This is a genomic window from Aeromonas crassostreae (genome assembly GCF_054052445.1).
Map to the genome: position 1 here is coordinate 23016 of NZ_JBSTYM010000016.1, position 21423 is coordinate 44438.

Annotated in this window: 15 protein-coding genes and 1 pseudogene; 10 read left to right on the forward strand and 6 right to left on the reverse strand. The window is 61.6% G+C overall.

Annotated features, from left to right (window positions below):
- Window positions 1-21: 21 nt before the first annotated feature.
- From ACW5W4_RS13270 to ACW5W4_RS13280, 3 genes are read right to left on the reverse strand one after another with little or no spacing between them, the layout of a single operon-like run.
- The gene (locus tag ACW5W4_RS13270; RefSeq protein WP_456689693.1) at window positions 22-921 is read right to left on the reverse strand and encodes an ABC transporter permease; all 900 of its coding nucleotides are present in this window, start codon (window positions 919-921) and stop codon (window positions 22-24) included.
- A complete protein-coding gene (locus ACW5W4_RS13275; protein WP_456689694.1) occupies window positions 918-1754 on the reverse strand; it encodes an alkaline phosphatase family protein in 837 nt (278 codons plus the stop codon). Before ACW5W4_RS13275 ends, ACW5W4_RS13270 begins: the two co-directional genes overlap by 4 nt.
- Window positions 1755-1763: 9 nt before the next feature.
- A complete protein-coding gene (locus ACW5W4_RS13280; protein WP_456689695.1) occupies window positions 1764-2825 on the reverse strand; it encodes an ABC transporter substrate-binding protein in 1062 nt (353 codons plus the stop codon).
- A 187-nt stretch (window positions 2826-3012) separates the two neighbouring features.
- Between ACW5W4_RS13280 and ACW5W4_RS13285 the strand changes: the two genes are divergently transcribed.
- Window positions 3013-3783 (forward strand): UTRA domain-containing protein, encoded by a 771-nt coding sequence (locus ACW5W4_RS13285; RefSeq protein WP_456689696.1) that lies wholly within the window; start codon window positions 3013-3015, stop codon window positions 3781-3783.
- Here ACW5W4_RS13285 and ACW5W4_RS13290 read toward each other — a convergent pair.
- Both ACW5W4_RS13290 and ACW5W4_RS13295 read right to left on the reverse strand, forming a co-directional pair.
- A complete protein-coding gene (locus tag ACW5W4_RS13290; RefSeq protein WP_427263277.1) occupies window positions 3741-4505 on the reverse strand; it encodes a helix-turn-helix domain-containing protein in 765 nt (254 codons plus the stop codon). The two genes, ACW5W4_RS13285 and ACW5W4_RS13290, sit on opposite strands and share 43 nt — an antisense overlap.
- 384 nt (window positions 4506-4889) lie before the next feature.
- On the reverse strand, window positions 4890-5801 hold the full coding sequence (locus tag ACW5W4_RS13295) for a LysR family transcriptional regulator (protein WP_456689697.1): 912 nt from the start codon (window positions 5799-5801) through the stop codon (window positions 4890-4892).
- Between the two features lie 261 nt (window positions 5802-6062).
- Here ACW5W4_RS13295 and ACW5W4_RS13300 point away from each other — a divergent pair, with 261 nt between their 5' ends.
- From ACW5W4_RS13300 to ACW5W4_RS13330, 7 genes are all read left to right on the forward strand, one after another.
- Window positions 6063-6386: a hypothetical protein gene (locus ACW5W4_RS13300; RefSeq protein WP_456689698.1), complete on the forward strand. Its 324-nt coding sequence runs from the start codon at window positions 6063-6065 to the stop codon at window positions 6384-6386.
- A 43-nt stretch (window positions 6387-6429) separates the two neighbouring features.
- A complete protein-coding gene (locus ACW5W4_RS13305; protein WP_427262421.1) occupies window positions 6430-7116 on the forward strand; it encodes a pirin family protein in 687 nt (228 codons plus the stop codon).
- A 63-nt stretch (window positions 7117-7179) separates the two neighbouring features.
- Window positions 7180-7596 carry a DoxX family protein gene (locus tag ACW5W4_RS13310; RefSeq protein ID WP_427262422.1) on the forward strand — a complete coding sequence of 139 codons (417 nt, stop codon included), beginning with the start codon at window positions 7180-7182 and terminating at the stop codon, window positions 7594-7596.
- A gap of 228 nt (window positions 7597-7824) precedes the next feature.
- Window positions 7825-11244, forward strand: coding sequence for an exodeoxyribonuclease V subunit gamma (gene recC / locus ACW5W4_RS13315; protein ID WP_456689699.1), 3420 nt, complete (start codon window positions 7825-7827; stop codon window positions 11242-11244).
- On the forward strand, window positions 11244-14852 hold the full coding sequence (recB, locus tag ACW5W4_RS13320) for an exodeoxyribonuclease V subunit beta (protein WP_456689700.1): 3609 nt from the start codon (window positions 11244-11246) through the stop codon (window positions 14850-14852). Before recC ends, recB begins: the two co-directional genes overlap by 1 nt.
- Window positions 14849-16903: an exodeoxyribonuclease V subunit alpha gene (recD, locus tag ACW5W4_RS13325; RefSeq protein WP_456689701.1), complete on the forward strand. Its 2055-nt coding sequence runs from the start codon at window positions 14849-14851 to the stop codon at window positions 16901-16903. Before recB ends, recD begins: the two co-directional genes overlap by 4 nt.
- 48 nt (window positions 16904-16951) lie before the next feature.
- On the forward strand, window positions 16952-18502 hold the full coding sequence (locus ACW5W4_RS13330) for an SIR2 family protein (RefSeq protein ID WP_456689702.1): 1551 nt from the start codon (window positions 16952-16954) through the stop codon (window positions 18500-18502).
- A 249-nt stretch (window positions 18503-18751) separates the two neighbouring features.
- Here the strand turns inward: ACW5W4_RS13330 and ACW5W4_RS13335 are convergent.
- Window positions 18752-18829: pseudogene (locus ACW5W4_RS13335) on the reverse strand (VOC family protein); the annotation flags it as partial.
- Between the two features lie 187 nt (window positions 18830-19016).
- Here ACW5W4_RS13335 and ACW5W4_RS13340 point away from each other — a divergent pair.
- Both ACW5W4_RS13340 and ACW5W4_RS13345 read left to right on the forward strand, forming a co-directional pair.
- The gene (locus ACW5W4_RS13340) at window positions 19017-19730 is read left to right on the forward strand and encodes an SIMPL domain-containing protein (RefSeq protein ID WP_456689703.1); all 714 of its coding nucleotides are present in this window, start codon (window positions 19017-19019) and stop codon (window positions 19728-19730) included.
- A gap of 207 nt (window positions 19731-19937) precedes the next feature.
- A complete protein-coding gene (locus tag ACW5W4_RS13345) occupies window positions 19938-20948 on the forward strand; it encodes a sensor domain-containing diguanylate cyclase (RefSeq protein ID WP_456689704.1) in 1011 nt (336 codons plus the stop codon).
- The last annotated feature ends 475 nt before the right edge of the window (window positions 20949-21423 follow it).

Here is a 21423-nt window from a genome sequence, read left to right on the forward strand (position 1 = left end):
GATCCAGAACACGGTGTCAGGTCATGCATGGGATTGCCCCTTGTTCACATAGCTCTTTTTCAGCAGCCACTGGTTGGCGGCCGTCACCACCCCCAGCAGCACCATCAGGATCACCGCCAGCGCCGCCGCCAGGTTGGGCTCGAGGAAGATGTCGCCCGAGACCAGGCTCGCCACCCGTATGGTCACCAGGTTGAAGTTGCCGGTGGTGAGGGCGTAGGCGGAGGCATAGGCCCCCACCGCATTGGCAAACAGGATGATCAGGGTGCCAAGCAGGGCGGGGGTGAGCACCGGCAGCGCCACGTGCCACACATACTGCCCCTTGCTGGCGCCGAGCAGGGCGGCCGCTTGCGGCCACTCATCCTGCAGCGCATCGAACGCCGGGTAGAGCAGCAGCAGGGCCAGCGGGATCTGGAAGTAGGTGTAAATCAGGATAAGACCGCTGCCGGAGTAGAGGTTGAAGCCGTCGATGAGGCCCCAGGATTTGAGCAGCAGGGTCACCGCGCCATTGATGCCGAGCACGATGATGAAGGCGAACGCCAGCGGCACCCCGCTGAAGTTGCCTGTCATGGTGACGAAGGCCAGCAGCAGCCGCTTGACCCGCTCGCCGCTGTGGCGCAGCGCCGCCGCCCCGAGGGTGCCGATGGCGAGCCCCGCCAGGCTACTGATGCCGGCGATGCGCAAGGAGTTGGTGAAGGATTGCAGATAGAAGGGGGAGCTCAAAATCTCCCGGTAATGGTCGAGACCCCAGCCATCGGTTGTCTGGACGCTGCCCACCAGCACCCACACCATGGGGGCGAGCTGGAACAGGATCATCAAGAGGACAAAGGGCAGCAGCACCAGGGCCGGCAGCCAGTGACGGCGCACCTTGCGCCGGGTTGTTGCGGGTTGATCCGTGCAGATCTCGGTGGTGGCAGGCATCATGGGTGCACCTCGCGCATAAAGGCAGCCTTGAGCAGCGGCGGGCCGCTCGGCTTGTCGTGGGGAACCCCCAGCAGGTCGGCCATCAGGGCGCAGAGCTGGGTCTGGTGGATCAGGGCGCCATCCGGCCAGCGCGCGACGAAGGCATCGCCAAACAGCCAGAGCGGCACGGTGCGCTCCTCGGCCAGGGTGCCGCCGTGGCTGAGATCCTTGTTCATGCCGTGATCCGAGGTGATCACCACCTGGTACCCCTGTGCCAGCCACAGTGGCAGCAGGTCGGCCAGCAGGCTGTCCATGCGGCGCGCCTGGTTGCGGTACTGGCGGGAATCGAGGCCGAACCTGTGGCCTGCATCGTCCACCCCCATGGGGTGGATCAGCAGAAAATCGGGGTCGTACTGGCTGCGCAGCCACTCCCCATCCATCAGCAGATGGCTGTCGGGGTAGGCGTCATCCCAGTAGAAGCAGCCGTGCTGGATGGGCAGTTGCTCATCGTGAGTAAAGCGATCCCGGGCCGCCAGCCAGGGACTCTGGTTGTAAAGCTCGCTCACCCAGTAATAGGCCGCCGCTGCGGTGCGCTTGCCCGCGGCGCGGGCCAGATGGAAGATGGAGTCGTGTTGGCTGAGGCGCGTCACCCCGTTGTGGGTGATGCCGCTCGCCACCGGCGGCACGCCGGTCAGGATGCACTCGTAGAGGGGCCGGGAGAGAGACGGCAGGGCGCAGCTCAGGGTCGTATGCAGGCCGCGCCCCGCCTCCACCATGCCGAAAAGGTAGCCCATGGTGTGGGCTACCTCGGCTGCCAGGCCATCCACAAGTACCACTATCACCTTGTGTCGCACTGGATCCCCTTACTGCATGTTAATCATGACGGTTTCTTGCCACTGGCGCGGCAGGGCCTTGGAGCTCTGCTCCCAGGCGGCGTGATCCTGCACCGGCTTGGCATTGGCATACTGCTCGGCTGGCAGCAGCTTGGCCTTGACGTCATCGGGCAGGGTCACGTTGCTGCGGATGGGGCGGGCGTAGCCACGGGCCAGGTTGACTTGACCGGCATCGGAGAGGATGTATTCCCGCGCCAGCTTGGCGGCGTTGGGGTGCTTGGCCCATTTGTTGATGATGGTGGTGTAACCGGCGATGACGGAGCCGTCGCTCGGGATCACCACCTCAAACTTCTTGGGGTCTATCTGGTCGCGGTAGTTGAGGGCGTTGAAGTCCCACAGCACACCCACTTCCACTTCGCCCTTCTCGATGTTGGCGATGGTGGGGTCGTTCAGCGACAGGCGACCCTGCTTGGCCAGCTGGCCGAACAGATCCAGCGCGGGCTTGAGGTTCTTCTCGCTGCCGCCGGTGGCATAGGCCGCCGCCAGCACGCCGTTGTTGGCCTGGGAGGCCACGCCCACGTCACCCAGGGTCACCTTGTAGTCGCCACCCAGCAGGGATTGCCAGCTGGTGGGGGCGGCCTTGACCAGATCCTTGTTGATCAGGAAGGCGATGGTGCCGGTATAGGCCAGCATCCAGTGGCCGTCCGCATCCTTGGCCCAGTTGGGAATGTCGGCCCAGGTGGAGGGTTTGTAGGGCTGGGTGACCCCCTGCTTGACCGCGACCGGGCCGAAGGCGCCGCCCACGTCGCCGATATCGGCGGTGGCATTGGCCTTCTCGGCGGCGAACTTGGCGATCTCCTGGGCCGAGCTCATGTCGGTATCCTGATGCCTGATGCCGTAGATGCTGCCCAGCTGCTGCCAGGTATCCTTCCAGTTGGCCCAGCTGTCGGGCATGCCGATGCTGTGGAGCTGGCCTTCGCCGCGGGCGGCTTTTTCGAGATCCGCGATATTTTCGGCGGCGTAGCTATTCGTTGCAAAAAACGGTTGGCTGATGGCTGCCAGGGCCAGTGCACTTGCGATCACGCTTTTCATCATCCCATCCCTCTGGACTAGGTCAGTTAAGGTTCGAGCATGATGCTAGAGGGGGAATATGACGGTGGCGGGGCGGTTTTATGGCGATTGGATGACATCTTCTTGCCCGAATCGCTGTCATGGCAGTTTCATCTGGGCGGGATATAAGCATGGCATTCGAATCATTGGACTATGCCAGGACAGGCGCGTGAGCAGACCCCTTTCCAAGAGTGAACAGATACGTCAGACACTGCACAGCTATATCGACAGCGGCCAGCTGGCGGCGGGGCAGCAGCTGCCCGCCGAGCGGGCCCTGAGCGAGCGTTTCGCCACCACCCGCATCACGGTCAAGGAGGCGCTCTCGGCCCTGGAGGCGGAAGGGCTCATCTACCGGGCCGAGCGGCGCGGCTGGTTCGTGGCGCCCCCCAGGCTCATCTATGATCCCGCCCGCCACACCCACTTCCACCAGTGGATCGCCGAGCAGCAACGCAGCGCCGAGACCCGGCTGCTGGGCCAGGGCGGCGAGCTGGCCAGCAGCGAGCTGTGCCGCTGGATGGACATAGATCCCTTCACCCCCCTCTACCAGATCCGGCGCCAGCGGCTGATCGACGGCCGCCCCGTGCTGCACGTCTGCCACCATCTGCTGGCGAGCCGCTTCCCCCGCATCCAGGGTCAGCCACTGGCGGGGTCGCTCACCGAGCTCTATCTCAATGAATACGGCATAGGGCAGGGGGGCGCCCGGCTGGAGATGACGCCGGTGGCGGCCCGTGGCGAGGTGGCCAGCGTGCTCAACCTGGCCCAGGGTAGCCCGGTGCTGCGGCTGGTGCGGGTCAATTATGACGAGGGGGGCGGGCTCATCGACTGCGACATAGAGCACTGGCGCCATGACGCCATCCGCATCTGCCTGGACACCCGCCCCCAGGGGCTGGCGCCCCTTCAGCCATCTATGTTGGGGATGAGGTCGTCGAAGCTCTGGTAGCCGCAGTCCGCCAGTTGCAGGGACATGGTGTAGGTCTTGGTGTCCTCCCGCTGGCCGATGGCGGGGCGATTGAGCTTGAGCTCCTGGTGCCAGTACTCCTTCATCCGCTCGATCAGCGCCATGGCCTCTCCCTCGCCCAGATGGAGCTGGCACAGCGCCATGTAGTTGTTGGACTTGTGCATGTTCTCCACCAGATAGTCCCCCAGCACCGACATGGCCTGGCGCGCCTGCTGGCGGGCGAAGCGGCTGTGCTGCTCGAAGCTGATGCGCTCGCTGATGAGGAAGTGGAAGCTGTTGTCTATGCCGAGCTGGAGTATGCCTAGCCTCTCCAGCTTGCGCAGGTAGAGGTAGCAGGAGGCGTCGGTCAGGCCGTATTCCCGCTTGAGATCGATTAACGTCTTGTCGCGCCAGAAGATGTTGGCGAGGAAGGCGTAGAGGCCGGGCTCCTGGTGAAACGCCTCGTCCTGCTCCTGGGTGAAGACGGCGCGGCGGCTCTGGGCCTCCTGGGTCCTGTCCAGCAGCTCCTCGAACGAGAGCCCCACCAGATGGCAGATCTCCAGCAAGGTATCGAACGGCAGTGAGGGCTTGTTCATCATCCGCTTGATGGTGGCGATGGAGACCCCCATGGCCTCCGCCAGGGTCTGATAGCGGATCCCCTTGTCGGTCAGGGTCTTCTTCAGGGTGTCGAGAATATGGGTGGCCAGGGTCTGGCTGTAGGTCATGCGTCATTCCTTTATGTGCATAGTGCGAACCGCTAAAAAGAGTACTTTTTCCATGGTTCGGGCTCAGATTTTGACACTTTAAAAAAGCAGGAGGAAGCAAGGGGCCGAAATAGGCGGGATGATCGGACCAGTTTGGTGCAATGGTTGCAGAAATTGACACCGGATGGTGCACATCCTTCAACCCTGCAACTTAGTGCTGGCGAGGAACATTGGTTCACGCATAATCGAACACGTCGAATTCGAGACTTTCCTGGTTGCGAAATCGATTGTTTGCTTCCAATTTAAGGGTTTTTTTAAACCGAAAGGTTTTTATTCTTTCCTGGCAAATTGAGCGGATCCCGACAGGGCTCCGCTTTTTTCTTTTCCCTCAATTCTCGCCCCGCGTCAAGCCGCTCCCGGGTTTGTGCCCGCAAACAGCTTGGGGATCTCCCGTACCAGCCAGCTCTTGGCCTTGCCCATGGTGTCTCGCCGCCACGCCAGCACGACCTGCACCTGGTGGCGATACTCGGGGCTGATCACCTTGAGACGCCCCGCCTTGATGTCCTCTTCTATCCAGCTCAGGGGCATGGTGCCGACGCCAATGCCCGCCAGCAGGGCATCGCGCTTCTCCCCCATGGTGCTGACGGTCAGACGGGGCTGCTTGTCCAGCAGGCGATAGGTGAGGGCGGGTTTGCGCCGCGCCGTGTCGGCGATGGCGATGGCGCGGTAGCGACGCAATGTCTCGTCCGCCAAAGGCTCAGGCTCCAGATGCAAGGGGTGATCCGGGTGAGCGACATAGAGCATCTCCTCCTCCTGCAAGAGCTGATGCTTGATGCCCGTCATCATGATGTCGGGGTTGAGGGAGGAGATGAGCAGATCGGCGCGGCCATCCTCCAGACACTCCCAGCTGCCCGCCAGCACCTCGGCCCGCAGTCGCAGCCGGGTATCCGTCAGCTCGGCCAGCCGCTCCACCAGAGGGTAGAGGGCCTGCGGCGGCACCAGGGCATCGACGGCGATGGTGATATCGGTCTCCCAGCCCCGGGCCAGGGCCCGGGTCTCCCCCACCAGATGCTCGGCCGCTTCCAGCAGCAGCCGACCCTGCTCCAGCAGCATGCGCCCGGCCGGGGTGAACTTGGTTCTGTGGCCGCTGCGGTCAAACAGCATGGCGTCCAACTCGTCTTCCAGCTTCTGCACCGTGTAGCTCAGTGCCGAGGGCACCTTGCCCAGCTCGTCGGCGGCGGCGGCGAAGCTGCCCCGCCTCTCTATGGCATCCAGCACCCGGATCGCCTCCAGGGTCAACGCGCGTTCTTTGCTCATGGTTAGCCTTCAATTTTTTTGAATATGATCGCCAGATTAACTCGCTAACAACTTAGGGCAAGTCCCTTTAATATTCAATCAACGCTTAGGCAGGAAGGCAAAGCGGCCAAATAAACCGTTATTCCTGGCTGTGACATCGTAAATTACCCTGTCAGACGTCAGCGAAAGAACAACATAATATTTGAATGGTCTCTCGCAAGGATGCATTGGCCCAGGCCGAATGGCCTATCAATGACATGACAACTCAAGAGAGAAACGAACATGAAAAACGTAATCAAGATGCTGGCCGTCGCAGGCCTGATGACCGCCGGGGTTGCCCAGGCTTCCGTTCCCGCCGACTTCAATGCCGCCCCAGGTGTGCTGTTCGTGAACTGGCAGGCCAGCGCCGCCATCGATGGCAAGGCCAACCCCATGCTGGAGGTGCGCGATGAGTTCGGCGATCTGCTGGCTTCCGTCCACGCCAACCTGGTGGGCACCCAGCATGTGCAACTGCCAAGCCGGACCCAGGGCACGCTGACCGTCAGCCTGGGCAGTGAATCCAGCGAGTACCGCATCCCCTTCGGTTTGGGTACGGGTCGCCAATAGTCCCCTCATTTTGTCGAGCAAGTTGTAGCGTAAGGAGCACACCATGATGCAATTGAGAGCCGCCGCGGATCGAGGTCATGCCAACTTTGGCTGGCTCGATACCCACCACAGTTTTTCCTTCGGTCACTACTACGACCCGAAGTGGATGGGGCACTCGGCCCTGCGGGTCATCAATGACGACCTGGTGGCGCCGGGTGGCGGATTTGCCACCCACCCTCACGCCAACATGGAGATCCTCACCTGCGTGCTGAACGGCACCATAGAGCACAGGGACAGCCTCGGCCATGCCGAGCAGATCCCGGCAGGGGATTTTCAGCTGATGAGCGCAGGGTCCGGCATTCGCCACAGCGAATACAACCCGTCCCAGGACGAGCCCCTGCGACTGTTGCAGATCTGGATCGAGCCGAACGAGTTCGGCACGCCCCCCGGTTATCAGCAAAAACAGATAGTGAACCAGCCTGGCATGACGCTGGTTGCATCCCCCACCGGGGAGGCGGGATCCTTCAGCATCCGTCAGCAGGCGCGGGTATGGCGACTGCAACTGGCCGCGGGTGAAAGCCTCGAATGGGCATTGCAGGGGCGCCATGGTTACCTGCACATGATTTCCGGGGAGCTGACCGCCAACGGTCTGGCCGCCCGACCCGGCGACGGGGTACTTAGTCGCGATGAACAGAGCTGGACAATGAGTGCCGCCATGGCGAGCGAAGCCCTGCTGTTCGATCTGCCCTGAAATTAAAATCTCTGTTGAAATGAAACAGTTAGTCATTTAGTCGTACACTGTTAACTTCCGTATATGGGTATTAAAAGGAACCTTGAGATGGACAAGATGAAAGATGTGGCACTGCTGGTTGGTCGTATTCTGCTGGCGCTGATGTTTGTGGCGGCGGGCTGGGGCAAGATCGGTGGTTACGCCGGTACCCAGGGTTATATGGAAGCCATGGGCGTGCCGGGTGCCCTGTTGCCCCTGGTGATCCTGCTGGAGCTGGGTGGCGGCCTCGCCATCGTGCTGGGCCTGTTTACCCGCAGCCTCTCGGTGCTGCTGGCCGGTTTCACCCTGATGGCCGCCTTCCTGTTCCACTATCAGCCTGCCGAACAGATGCAGATGCTGATGTTCATGAAGAACCTGTCTGTGGCCGGTGGTTTCCTGGCCCTGGCGGCGGCCGGACCTGGTGCCTTCAGCCTGGATGCCCGCCTCGGCAAGTGCTGGTAATCCCCTGATAGTTCAAGTTTTCCAAGCCTTTGGCCGGTGCAGCAGCACCGGCTTTTTTGTGCCCGCCAGGGGTCAATGCCGGTACTGTGACGAGACCCCCCTGGCGGCGGCAAGCGCCTTTTGCATCTTCCCCCCCGATCCCCGACAATCCCATTTCGTGTGAAGTGACGGAAATGGCTCGCCTTTTCCGGAGCGCACCCCTCTTCATGAAATTGGCGGGAGTCGTCCATGTTTACCCTCTACCACTCCAATCAGCTGGATCTGCTCAAGGAGCTGCTGGTGAGCCGCATCCGGCAGGCGCCCCTCTCTCACCCCTTCGAGCACGAGCAGATCCTGGTGCAGAGTCCGGGCATGGCCCAGTGGCTCAAGCTGGAGCTGGCCAAGGCCTTCGGCATCGCCGCCAATATCGACTTTCCCCTGCCCGCCAGCTTCATCTGGGAGATGTTCACCCAGGTGCTGGCGGACGTGCCCCGCATAAGCCCCTACAACAAGGGCGCCATGAGCTGGCAGCTGATGACCATTCTGCCCGCCCTGCTCGGCAGGCCCGCCTTCGCGCCGCTGGCCGCCTATCTGGGCGGGGGAGATGAAGAAGATCCAGCCCAGGATCCGGAGCAAGTCAGGCTGTGGCAGCTCTGCCAGAAGGTGGCGGACTTGTTCGACCAGTATCTGGTCTACCGGCCGGACTGGATCGCCCGCTGGGAACAGGGGGAGGGGCTGGTGGGCACAGGCTGTCAGGAGCTGGCCGGGGTGAGCGGTCAGGATTGGCAGCCCGAGCTGTGGCGCGAGCTGGTGGCCCGCACGTTGGCGCTCTCACCCAGCGGCTACCACAGAGCCAACCTCTACGAGGAGTTTATCCACGAGCTGGCGCGCACCCGGGATCTGCCGGGCAAGCTGCCGCAACGGGTGTTCGTGTTCGGCATCTCGGCGCTGCCGCCGCGCTATGTGGAGGCGCTGCTGGCGCTGGGCAGCCGACCCGAGGTGGAGGTACACCTGTTTGTCACCAACCCCTGCCGCTACTACTGGGGAGATCTGCTCGATCGCAAAACCCTGGCCCGGCTGGAGAGCAAGCTCAAGCCCGGCACCGACATCGAGACCCTGCAAGGGCCCGCCAACCCGCTGCTCGCCTCCATGGGCAAGCTGGGGCGCGACTACCTGCACCAGCTGATGGAGCTGGAGGTGCCGCAGATCGAGGCCTTCGTCGACATCGACGAGCGCGATGAGCAGGGCAATGTCAGCCTGCTGCGGGCCATCCAGAAGGATGTGCTGGAACTGGCCGAACGGGGCGCCGGTCAGTTCAGTCTCGATGCCAGCCACCACAAGAGCCCCATCAGCCCGGCGGACGGATCCCTGCAGATCCACGCCTGCCACAGCCCGATGCGGGAACTGGAGGTGCTGCACGATCGCCTGCTGGCGCTGTTCGAGGCGGATCCCTCCCTCACCCCGAAAGACGTGGTGGTGATGATGCCGGACGTGAACAGCTACGGCCCCTACATTCAGGCGGTCTTTGGTAAAGAGAAGAGTGGGGCCCGCGGCCAGATCCCCTTCGCGGTCTCGGATCGGGCGGCGAGCCAGGAGAGCCCGCTGCTGCAAAGCTTCCTCGCCCTGCTGAAATTGCCCAATGCCCGCCTCGGGGCCGGCGAGCTGCTGGCCATCCTGGAAGTGCCCGCCGTGCTGCGCCGCTTCGAGCTGGATGACGACGAGTTCAACCAGCTGCGGGTCTGGGTGCAGGAGACCGGCATCCGCTGGGGGCTGGACGACGGCTACCCCGTCCGTTTCGATCTGCCGCCCCTGTCCGGCAACAGCTGGCTGTTCGGCCTGCGCCGCATGCTGCTCGGCTTTGCCATGGGGGATGGGGAGCCGGTGGCTGGCATCCTGCCCTGTGCCGATAACATGGGGGGTCAGCAAGGCCCCTTGGCCAGCATCTTGCCCTACGCCGAGATCGAGGGTCAGCAGGGGCTGGCGCTTGGCAAGCTGGCCTGGTTTATCGATTCGCTCGCCGAATTTCTGCCCCGCTTGCAACAGGCGCAGCCGCTGCCCGAGTGGCACGCCTGCCTCAATGAACTGCTGGAGCGTTTCTATCTGGGAGACGAGGAGGAAGAGCGTCAGCTGCAGCTCATTCGCAGCCAGCTCACCGACTGGCAGACCCAGCTCGGCGAGGCTCGCTTCGATCAGCCCATCTCTGCCTCCCTGCTGCAGGATTACCTCGGCAGCGTGCTGGGGGAGTCCCGCTCCAGCCAGCGCTTCCTCGCCGGTCAGGTCAACTTCTGCACCCTGATGCCGATGCGCTCCATCCCCTTCAGGCAGGTCTGCCTGCTCGGCATGAACGACGGCGTCTACCCGCGCACTTTGGCCCCCATGGGCTTCGATCTGATGGCGGTGGCGGCGCGGCGCGGGGACAGATCCCGGCGCGATGATGACCGCTACCTCTTCCTCGAGGCGCTGCTCAGCGCCCAGCAGGGGCTCTACATCAGCTATCAGGGCTTCAGCGCCCAGGACAACAGCGACAAGGTGCCCTCGGTGCTGCTGGCGGAGCTCATCGACTATGTGCGCCAGGGCTTCGTGCTGGCGGGGGATGAGGCGCTCGACGACGAAACCTCGGGCGAGCGGCTGCTCAAGCATCTGGTGGTCGAGCACCCACTCACCCCCTACAGCCGCCACTACTTCTACCCGGAAGCAGAGTCCCGCCTCTTTACCTATGGCGCCGACTGGCTGCCCGCCCTCAATCCGGTGCGCGGTGCCGCCAACTTCCAGAGTGGCGAGCTGCCATTGCCGCCCGAATGGGGGAGAGAGCAGGGGTTGGAGCTGGCGGAGCTGCTGCGCTTCTATCGCCAGCCCGCCAAGTATTTCCTCAACCGCCGCCTCAAGGTGTGGTTTGAACTCAACGAAGCCAATATCGAGGACAGCGAGCCATTCGAGCTGGATGGCCTGCAACATTATCAGCTCAAGGCCCTGCTGCTCGATTCCCATCTGGCCGAGGGGGACAGTGAAATACGGCGCGAGCGGTTGCAGCTCAGCGGCCTGCTGCCCCAAGGGTGGTTCGGCAGCCTGCTGCTGGAGGATCTCGACGCCGAGATGGGCAAGCTGGCGGAGCGACTGAGACCCTGGGTCAGTGAAAGGCAGGCGGTGGAGATCGATATCTCCCTGGCACAGGGCCAGCTGCAAGGGTGGATAGACACCCAGAAGGGGCGCTTGCTGGTGGTCAAACCCGGCAGCTTCAACGGCAAGGATCTGCTGCTGGGCTGGGTTCAGCACCTCTGCCTCTGTCTGAGCAGCGCCCCCGGCGACACCCTGCTGTTCGATGCCAAACAGAGTCTGCGGTTAGCCAAGCTCGCTGCCGACGAGGCGCGGCCCAAGCTGGCGGCGCTGGTGGCGTGCTGGGCCCAGGGGATGAAGCGGCCGCTGCCGTTTTTCCCGAGCACAGCCTGGGAGTGGCTCAAGGCGATGGAGAAGGATCCCGACAAGCCGGAGGCGGCCGACAAGGCGGCCCTCACCCGCTTCAACGGTGGCTACATGGTGACGGGGGAGGGGCAAGACCCTTATGTTGCCCGCTGCTTCCCCGAACTGGATGACGCCGTGCTGGGCCAGTTGCAGGCCCTGGCCCGTGAACACCTGACGCCGCTATTCAACACCCTGGAGGAGCTGAAATAATGGCCAACCCGCTCAATACCCTGCGTTTTCCCCTCCACGGTGAACGATTGATCGAGGCCTCCGCCGGTACCGGCAAGACCTACACCATCGCTGGCCTCTACCTGCGTCTGCTGCTGGGCCATGGACCGCTGATTGAAGAAGGCGCCGATGTGGGTCAATCCAGCGCCCACGAACGGCCGCTGTCGGTGACCGAGATCCTGGTGGTGACCTTTACCGAGGCGGCCACCGCCGAGCTGCGGGGGCGGATCCGAGCCCGCATCCACGAGGCGCGGCTCGCCTTTATGCGGGGTGAGAGCAAGGATGACTTGCTGGCCCAGTTGCTGATCGAGGTGGAGGATCACGAGCTTGCGGCCCGCCGCCTGCTGGCCGCCGAGCGGCAGATGGACGAGGCGGCGGTCTTCACCATCCACGGCTTCTGCCAGCGGATGCTCAAGCAAAACGCCTTCGAGTCGGGTGCCCTGTTTGAAACCGAATTTTTGACCGACGACAGCCAGCTCAGGTTGCAGGCGGTGAGCGACTACTGGCGCGCCGAGTTCTATCCGGTGGACAAGCCCCTGGCCAGCGCCGTGCGCGCGCTCTGGCCCAGCCCCGCCGCCCTGCTGCGGGAGATGAACGGCTGGCTCGACAACAGCGAGCTGGAGATCCACCCCGCCCTGGGGGGCGAGACCCTCGCCGCCCGCCATCAGGCGGCCATGGCCCGCATCGGGGCGGTGAAAGATGCCTGGCTGGCGCAGATGGACGAGATCCGCCGCCAGACAGAGGGGCAAATCAAGCTCTATACCGGTAAAAATTATGAAGGCTGGCTCGCCAAGATAGGCGACTGGGCACAGGATCCGACCAGCGGTTACACCCTGCCCAAGGATCTCGAACGTTTCGGCCAGACAATGCTGGAGGCCAAGCTGAGCAAGGGCAAGGCGGTGCCCACCCTGCCGCTGTTTGGCCAGATAGACCAGCTGCTGGAAAGTCGTCCCGGTATTCGGGATCTCATCTTGCAACGGGCGGCCAAGGTGGTGCGCAGCCGGATGCAGGCGAGCAAGCGCCAGGCCCATCAGCTCTCCTTCGATGACCTGCTCAAGGATCTCGACGGGGCGCTCGGCTCCAGTCTGGGCGAGCGACTCTGCGAGCGCATTCGCGCCACCTACCGGGTGGCGATGATCGATGAATTTCAGGATACCGACCCCCAGCAGTACCGCATCTTCCACCGCCTCTATGGTTCACAAGAGAGTGGCGGCCACACAGACACGGCGCTGCTGATGATCGGCGACCCCAAGCAGGCCATCTACGGCTTTCGCGGCGCCGACATCTTTACCTACATCCAGGCGCGGCGAAATGTGAGCGCCCACTACACCCTGGGGCGCAACTGGCGCTCCAGCAGTGCCCTGGTGGGAGCGGTCAACGGCCTGTTCGAGCGGGCGAAAGATCCCTTTATCTACGAATCTGACATCCCCTTCCTGCCGGTGGAGGCCCAGGGCAAGAGCAAGGCGCTGCTGCTGGAGGGCACCACCGCCCCCGTGCTGCACTGCTGGCAGCTGAGCGGTCAGCCCACCTTCAATCGGGGGGATTACCAGAGCAAGATGGCGCGCGCCACCGCCGCCGAGATCCACCGCCTGCTGACCCTGGCCCGGGAGGGCAAGGCGCTGATCGGCAGTGAGCCGGTCAAGGCCGGGGGTATCGCCGTGCTGGTGCGCACCGGCGCCGAGGGCAAGCTGGTGCAGCAGGAGCTGGCGCGCCTCGCCATCGCCTCCGTCTATCTGTCGAATCGCGAGAGCGTGCTGGAGCAGGTGGAGGCGCGGGAGATACTGCTGATTTTGCACGCCTGCCAGAATCCGAGCGAGGAGCGAAGCCTGAGGGCGGCGCTCGCCACCGGCCTGTTCGATCTGGATGCCAGGGCGCTCGATGGGCTGGCCAGCGACGAGCGGGCGTGGGAGAGCGCGGTGCAGGAGTTTATGGAGTACCGCCAGATCTGGCATCGCCGCGGTGTGCTGGCCATGCTGCGGGCCCTGCTGCATAGGCGCAATCTCGCCGCCTCCCTGCTGGCGAGCCCCTACGGCGAGCGGCGGCTGACCAACTTCCTGCACCTCGGCGAGCTGCTGCAACAGGCGAGCGGCGAGCTGGACGGGGAATATGCCCTGCTGCGCTGGCTGGGGGAGGCGGTGAGCCGCCCGGGCGGCCAGGATGCCGAGCAGGTACTGCGGCTCGAATCCGAGCGCAAATTGGTGCAGATCGTCACCATCCACAAATCCAAGGGGCTGGAGTACCCCCTGGTGTTCCTGCCCTTTATCTGCAGCCACAGAGCCGCCGAGACCCCCCTCTATCACGAGGCGGATGAGGCGGGCAATCGCACCATTCTCGATCTGACCGGCGCCGAGGGATCCTTGGCCGAGGCCGACCGCGAGCGCCTCGCCGAAGACCTGCGACTGCTCTACGTGGCGCTGACCCGAGGCGTCTACGCCACCTGGCTCGGGCTGGCCCCGGTGCGCTCGGGCAATGGCAAGTCGGAGAAGACCGACCTGCACCACACCGCCATCGGCTACCTGCTGCAAAAGGGGGAAGAGGGGGACGCCACTACCTTGGCGAGCGCCCTCAGTTCGCTTGCCCAGGCCCTGCCCGGGGTGGTGGTCGGTGAGCCCTCGCTCACCCGTCCGGCCCCGCTGCCGCCAGAGGAGGAGCAGCTGGGGGAGCCGCAGGTGCGCCACTTTACCGGTCGGCTGGAGCGGGACTGGTGGATCAGCTCCTACTCCGGTCTGGCGGCCCAGGGCCACGGTCACGGCAAGGGGGTCTTGGCGAACCCCGGCTTCGATGACGAAGTGGTGACCGAATCCGCCAGCGTCGAGGTGGAGGAGGTGCCAGTCCCCTCCATCTTCACCTTCCCGAAAGGGGCCCGCCCCGGCACCCTGCTGCACAGCCTGTTCGAGACCATCGATTTTCAGAGCGCCGCGGGCGAGCCGCTGGCGCAGCATATCGCCGCCCTGCTGGCCCAGGATGGCTTCGACGAGAGCTGGGCCCCGGTGCTGCAACAGCAGGTGGAGGCGGTGCTCGATACCGAATTGCCAGTCGAAGATGGCGAGCCGGTGCGGCTGCGGGACTTGAGCGCGGATCGCAAACAGGTAGAGCTGGAGTTCTTCCTGCCCATGGGGCGGGTGACGGCACCGGCGTTCACCGCCCTCTGCCAGCGGCACGACCCCCTGTCGCGGGGCAACAAGCCCCTGGGCTTTGCTACCGTGCAGGGGATGCTCAAGGGCTTTATCGATCTGGTGTTCGAGTGGCAGGGGCGCTGGTATCTGCTCGATTACAAATCCAACCACCTCGGCATGAGTCCGGCTAATTACAATCAGGCAGCGTTAGAGTCTGCAATGAGGGAGCACAGATACGATCTGCAATACCAGCTCTATTCCCTGGCGCTGCACCGTCTGCTCAGCCTGCGCCTGCCGGGCTACGACTTCGAGCAGCACTTTGGCGGCGTGTTTTATCTCTTCCTGCGCGGCATGCCTCAAGGGGGTGTGTTTCATACCCGGCCGAGCCGCGAGCTGGTGCTGGGGCTGGATCGGCTGTTTAGCGAGGGGGCAAGCGCCACCGCAGAGGTTTCGGAAAACGGGGTAGAAGCATGAAGAGCGCAATGATGATCGAACGGCTCAAAGCCCTGGCCCTGGCTGGCCGCATCCGCCAGCTGGATCTGCAATTTGCCAAACTGGTGGCCGATCTGGGCGGCGGCCCCGAGCTGGTGCTGGGGGCGGCGCTGGCCTGCTATGAGCTTGGGCGCGGCCATGTCTGCCTGCCGCTGGCGATGCTGGCCCATGGCGGTCACGACAAGGGATCCCTGCGCCCCTTCGGGCTGGATGCGGATCAGAGCCGGGATCTGCTGGCCGATCTGGCGGATCCGGCGAGCTGGCCCGCCCTCTTTGCGAAGAGCCCCCTGGTGGGTACCGAGCAGGATGACGGGCTCGCCCCCCGCTGGCCGCTGCGGCTGTGGCGCGATCGCCTCTACCTCACCCGCTACCACGACTTCGAACTGGGGGTGGCCCGCCATCTGCGTGCGTTAAGTGAACGCGCCGAATGGCCGGAGATCGCCCCGGCCCTGTCGCGCCTCTTTGCCCGCGACTACGGCCTGGTGTTCGGAGCCCTGCTGAAAGCCCGTCTCGCACCGGACTTCTCCGCCCGCCACTTCGTCGAGAAGTATCTGGACCTGGTGTTCCCGCACGACGTGGACTGGCCCGCCATAGAGGCGCTGCTGGCCAGCGCCCAGGCGGCGAGCGATCTTGGCAAGCTCGATACCCTGGTGCCCGAGGCGCTCTGCTGCAACGGCCAGAAGCTGGCGGCGGCCACGGCGGCGGCGCGCCCCTTCGCGGTGATCTCCGGCGGCCCCGGCACCGGCAAGACCACCACTGTCGCCAAACTGCTCGCCATCCTGGTGGAGACTGGTCTGCAATCGGGCAAGGCCCCGGCGATCCGGCTGGTGGCCCCCACCGGCAAGGCGGCGGCGCGCCTGACCGAGAGTATCGGCTCTGCCCTCCAGGCCCTGGACTTGCCCCCTGAGTGGGTCCAGGCCATCCCCACCGAGGCGGGCACATTGCACCGGCTGCTCGGGGTGATCCCGGGGCGCAGCCAGTTCCGCCACCACAGAGGCAACCCGCTGCACCTGGACGTGCTGGTGGTGGACGAGGCCTCCATGGTGGACCTGCCCATGATGGCGCGCCTGCTGGACGCCCTGCCCGCCCACGCCCGCCTGATCCTGCTCGGCGACAAGGATCAGCTCGCCTCGGTGGAGGCGGGGGCCGTGCTCGGGGATATCTGCAGCTTTACCTCGCAGGGGATCAGCCCCGCGCAGGCGGACTGGCTCTCCCGCCAGACCGGCTACCGCCTGCAGGGTTCGCCCGCCGGTGCACCGGTGCGCGACAGCCTCTGTTTGCTTTCCAAGAGCTGGCGCTTCGATCAGCATTCCGGCATAGGCCAGCTGGCGCGGGCCTGCAACGACGGCGATACCGCTGCGGTGGAAGCTGTCTGGGGCGCGGGATTTGGCGACATCAGCCTGCACCCCTGGGCGGGGGAGGCCTATGACGCCCTGATTGCAGAGGGGGTGGCCGGTTACGGCAGCTACCTGAAGGCGGCCCGGGCCGGGGAAGATCCCGCCGCCGTGTTCAAGGCATTCAACGGCTTCCAGATCCTCTGCGCCCTGCGCGGCGGCCCCTTCGGGGTCGAGGGGCTTAACGAGCGGCTCGAATTGGCCCTGTCTCGGGCCGGGCTGATCGCCCGGGATGGCGACTGGTATGCCGGTCGCCCCGTGATGGTGGTGCGCAACGACCACGGCATCGGCCTCTATAACGGCGACATGGGGCTCTGCCTGCCCGATGAAACTGGCCGCCTCAAGGTCTGGTTCGAGCAGCCGGACGGCAGCCTGCGGGCCCTGCTGCCAAGCCGATTGCCACCCCACGAGACTGTCTACGCCATGACCATCCACAAATCCCAGGGCTCGGAGTTTACCCATACCGTGCTGGTGCTGCCGGACAGCCCCAGCCCGCTGCTGACCCGCGAGCTGGTCTATACCGGCATCACCCGCGCCAAGGCGCGGCTCGATCTCTACGGCGATCGCGCCCTGCTGGCCCAGGCGGTACGGAAAAAGACCGAGCGTTATTCCGGATTGGCGGATAGGTTGGGGGAATGATTAAAAACCCTTACTAATTAAAATCATATCAATATTAAAGAGGGATTTATGGAAGAAATTAAGAAGATGCTTATATCTCATTTTGATAGTGCAGGGTCAGCACCATTTTTATTCATAGGTTCTGGTTTTTCTCGACGCTATCTTAACTTAGAAGACTGGGATAGTCTTTTGAGGAGGTTCACAGACGGAATAAAACCATATGAGTACTATTTTACTACAGCAGATGGTGACCTATCTAAGGTTGCATCACTAATAGCTGAAGACTTTCATAATAAGTGGTGGGCAGACAAAAAATATGATGTCAGTAGAGAAAAGAACAAAGGAAAACTTAAAGATAAAACTTCTGCCTTAAGAATTGAAATATGTAACTATCTTAATGAGATGGCAACTGCTGGGTTTGTGGAAACAGCATACCCAGAGGAGATTTCTGCGTTATCAAGACTTAATGTGGATGGAATAATAACAACCAACTGGGATCTGTTTTTAGAAAAATTGTTTCCAGATTATAGGGTCTATGTTGGACAGAGTGAACTATTATTTTCAAACCCACAGTCTATAGGTGAAATATATAAAATTCATGGTTCTTCTTCTCGTCCTGCATCCTTAGTTCTTACACGTGAAGACTATGACTTATTCGAAGATAGAAACCCATATTTAGCTGCAAAAATAATCACTTTATTTGTAGAGCATCCAATCGTTTTCATTGGATATTCACTTTCCGACAAGAATATAGCCAACATATTGAAGGCAATAGTTTCTTGTCTGGGGAGTGAAAATGTCAATAAGCTAAGAGATAATTTGATTTTCATTCAAAGGGCTAATGACCAGTCTCCAAGTTATAGCAAAACAGTAATTGCAATTGATTCAGTTCAATTGCCTATAACAATTGTTAAATCAGACGATTTCTTACCAATATATGAAGCGCTAGAAGCTACAAAACGTAAAATACCAGCCAGGATATTACGTTTTTGTAAAGAACAGCTATATACACTTGTTCAATCTGCATCACCAGAACATAAAATGTGTGTTGTTGATATTGATAATATAGAAAGTGCAAAAGATGTAGAATTCGTTGTTGGGGTTGGAATTGCTGGTACGGGTACTTCCGGAATCGGTTATCAAGGTTTGACTGCGATAGATCTTTTTAAAGACCTCATATTAGAGGGGGAAATAAAATTAGATTCAGAAAAATTGTTGTCCTCAACAATACCTTCAATATCAAAAAATTGTAAGTATCTCCCGGTTTACAAATATTTGAACGATTTGGGGATATTGGCTGATGACAAAGAGCGGTTGGCGGAATTTGACATTGCGAGGCATATAGAGAAAACACCTTCTGAATTCAGTAGTACTATCTATGCTAGGCCTTTTGTTCAAACGGAGAGGAATAAATCTGCACAAGAAATCATAGAAACGAACCCACCTGAAAAAGCAGCAATATTCTTATCCTTTATCTCAAGGGAAAAATTCGATGCTGATGTAATCAGGGAATTTTTAGCAGAAAATATAGATAAATTAGAAACAGCAAACTCTAATTACGCAACATATTTTAGAAAGTTAGCCTGTTTATATGATTTTTATGCTTACGGTTGGAAGTAGTTAAATAGTTTTAGTGTATTGCCTACTGGTTTGTAGGTTATGGCGGGGATCCTGTGAAACTCAATTTTACTGCGAAATCACTTTCCTCCCCCATCCCTTCTCCCGCAAGGGGAGAAGGGAGTAATAAAGTGACTTCTGTCCGATTACGTTTCACCAATCGAATCTGTGTGGCTGGCGATCATATTTTCGGGGCCGCTTTATCCCCTCTCTTGTTGGGAGAGGGCCAGGGTGAGGGGGATCACTCAGGCATTAGATGGTGAGCCCCAGCCGATTGCCTTCGGGATCCAGAAAGGTGCTCTCGTCATAGCCGCCGCCGGTCCAGCAGGGCTGGGCCGATTCCCTTCAAGCCCTCCCGTCTTTCTGCCGCCGCAATATGTCGCGTATGGCGCCACTTTTCCTCGGCTTCACCCAAGGAGGACGCTCCCGGGCTGGCGGGGGGCCCGGGTTCTGGTACAACTTCTGATACAACCAAGAAACGGCTGGTCACAAGACACCATCTGACGGGGAGTTTGTTATGGAACAGAGCGTGAAATCGTCCCTCGCCCTCGGCAGCCTGCTGCTGGTCGGGCTGCTGGGCATGGCCTGGATTGGCGGTAACAGCCTGCTCAAGGCCAAGGAGTATGAGCGGCGGGTGTCGGTGAAGGGGTTGTCTGAGAAGGAGGTGCAGGCCGATGTCGTGGTCTGGCCCATCCGTTTTTCCGGCGCCAGCAACGAGCTGCCCGCCCTCTATGGCGAGATGGGCAGGAGCGCGGCCGCCGTGCTGGCCTATCTCAAGCTCAACGGCGTGGCAGAGGAGGAGATCCTGATAGCGCCGCCCGCCGTCACCGACAAGCTGGCCCAGCCCTATGGCGGCGCCGAGACGGGCACCTTCCGCTACACGGCGGCCCAGACCATCACGGTGCGCTCCGGCCAGGTGGACAGGGTGCGCCAGCTGATGAACGGCATCGCCGAGCTGGGCCAGCAGGGGATCGCCTTCGCCGGTCAGGATTATCAGCAGACCGAGTTTATCTTCACCAAACTCAACGAGCTCAAGCCGCTGATGGTGGAGGAGGCGACCCGCTCGGCGCGGGAGGTGGCCGACAAGTTCGCCAAGGATTCCGCCAGTCGGCTCGGCAAGATCCGCACCGCGAACCAGGGCCAGTTCACGGTGGAGAATCGCGACTCCAGCACCCCCTATATCAAGAAGGTGCGGGTGGTCTCCACGGTGGAATACTATCTCTCCGACTGACCTCTGCCACGGGGCCTGACCGGGCCCCCGCCTCGCCCCCCGAGTGGCCCCCCGATCCTCTGGATCCCCCGCGAGACTTGAGATTCAAGCGCGTCACAACCTGATGCCGGCTGCGCAATATGCGAGCTGGCCCCCCTCTTTTTCTGGCGTCAGCCCCTACACTTGATACCAGCAAATAGCCCCATGAATGTAAGCAAGGATGGCATCATGAATGAGGAGAGCTATCGACAGAGGGAGCCGCTGCTGCCCGACCTCTGTGACGAGGTGGTGCAAACCATCATAGAGCTGGTCAGCGACGGTATCTGGGATTGGCACGTCGATTCGGGTTACGTCTATCGCAACGCCGGTTGGTATCGCATGTTGGGGTATGAGCCCCACAGTCTGGACAACGACGTGCTCACCTGGGAGTCCCTCATCCACCCGGAAGATCTGGGCCGGGTCATGACCCACTTCGACGATTACCTGGCCGGCCGCAGCCCCCATTACCGCATCGAGTATCGTTGCCGCACCAGCGGCGCCGACTATCTGTGGATCGAGGACAGCGGCCATATCGTGGCTCGCCATCGTGATGGCAGCGTGGCTCGCATGATAGGGGCCCATCGCAACATCCATGACAAGCGGCTCTATTTCGAAACCCTGGAGTCCACCAACAAGTCCCTCTCCCTGCTGGTGGAGGAGTGTACCCAGGAGCTGCGCCATGCCAACGAGGCGCTGCTGCATCAGGTGGAGGAGAATCGCCGCCTGGCGGAGACGGATGCCCTGACCCAGGTCGCCAATCGCTATCGGTTGGAGCAGACCCTGCGCCACGAGTGCGAGCGGGCAAAGCGCTTCAACCAGCCCCTGAGCATAGTGACCCTCGACATAGATGAGTTCAAACAGATCAACGATTTGTATGGTCATGGCGCCGGGGATCTGACCCTGATCGCCCTGGCGAACCAGGTCAAGGGGCAGCTGAGGGAGATAGACACCCTGGCCCGCTGGGGTGGCGACGAGTTCATCCTGATCCTGCCCGGCACCAACCTGGCGGAGGCGCGCCGGGTGGCGGAGAAGATCCGGGGCCACATCGCCGAGGTGGGGCTCGGCTCGCCCCTGCCCATCACCCTGAGCCTGGGGCTGGCGGAGTATCTGGCGGGGGAGGCTTCCCATCAGCTGCTCAACCGGGGCGATGGCGCCCTCTATCGCGCCAAGGGGCTCGGCAAGAACCTCATCTGCGAGTGAGCGCCAGGCCCCGCTGGCGCGCATCGCCTCTGCCGCCACGGCCGTCTTGGTCGTGGGGGGCGAATGGATCAGGCTCCTCTTCTTCGCCTTGAGCGGGTGCTGGGTCAGGACACCGTTCAGCGGCTGGCCGAGCAGCAGAAGCAGGAGCGGGCAGAACAGCCCGAGGGAAATCCATCACGGCGTCTGTCTTGATAGGGGGAAGCCTTCCGTTGGGAATCGATGTGACTCGATTGAGATTTAACCATCATAAAGATTAGCTGTATCAATTTGAACGCCCCTGATCGTGTTTTAGACACAATGCAATAACCTTTTGATAAACAGTAATTTTTGTTGAGGGTTAGTGCGAGATTCAATCGCTGACCTGTCAGAAATGACAATTGTCCAGCTTATCTGAACTCGGTAGAGTAGCCGTGCGGTTTGACTCACCGTGTGTTCAATACTCCTGTATCTGTATGTTTTGTCAGTAGCACAGAGT

Bases quoted from the DNA above. Each gene is read 5' to 3' on its own strand.
- ACW5W4_RS13345 (WP_456689704.1), top strand. From the start codon at position 19,938: ATGAATGAGGAGAGCTATCGACAGAGGGAGCCGCTGCTGCCCGACCTC.
- recB (WP_456689700.1), top strand. From the start codon at position 11,244: ATGGCCAACCCGCTCAATACCCTGCGTTTTCCCCTCCACGGTGAACGA.
- ACW5W4_RS13290 (WP_427263277.1), bottom strand. From the start codon at position 4,505: ATGACCTACAGCCAGACCCTGGCCACCCATATTCTCGACACCCTGAAG.
- ACW5W4_RS13305 (WP_427262421.1), top strand. From the start codon at position 6,430: ATGATGCAATTGAGAGCCGCCGCGGATCGAGGTCATGCCAACTTTGGC.
- ACW5W4_RS13310 (WP_427262422.1), top strand. From the start codon at position 7,180: ATGGGTATTAAAAGGAACCTTGAGATGGACAAGATGAAAGATGTGGCA.
- recD (WP_456689701.1), top strand. From the start codon at position 14,849: ATGAAGAGCGCAATGATGATCGAACGGCTCAAAGCCCTGGCCCTGGCT.
- ACW5W4_RS13330 (WP_456689702.1), top strand. From the start codon at position 16,952: ATGGAAGAAATTAAGAAGATGCTTATATCTCATTTTGATAGTGCAGGG.
- ACW5W4_RS13280 (WP_456689695.1), bottom strand. From the start codon at position 2,825: ATGAAAAGCGTGATCGCAAGTGCACTGGCCCTGGCAGCCATCAGCCAA.
- ACW5W4_RS13340 (WP_456689703.1), top strand. From the start codon at position 19,017: ATGGAACAGAGCGTGAAATCGTCCCTCGCCCTCGGCAGCCTGCTGCTG.
- ACW5W4_RS13295 (WP_456689697.1), bottom strand. From the start codon at position 5,801: ATGAGCAAAGAACGCGCGTTGACCCTGGAGGCGATCCGGGTGCTGGAT.
- ACW5W4_RS13270 (WP_456689693.1), bottom strand. From the start codon at position 921: ATGATGCCTGCCACCACCGAGATCTGCACGGATCAACCCGCAACAACC.
- ACW5W4_RS13300 (WP_456689698.1), top strand. From the start codon at position 6,063: ATGAAAAACGTAATCAAGATGCTGGCCGTCGCAGGCCTGATGACCGCC.
- recC (WP_456689699.1), top strand. From the start codon at position 7,825: ATGTTTACCCTCTACCACTCCAATCAGCTGGATCTGCTCAAGGAGCTG.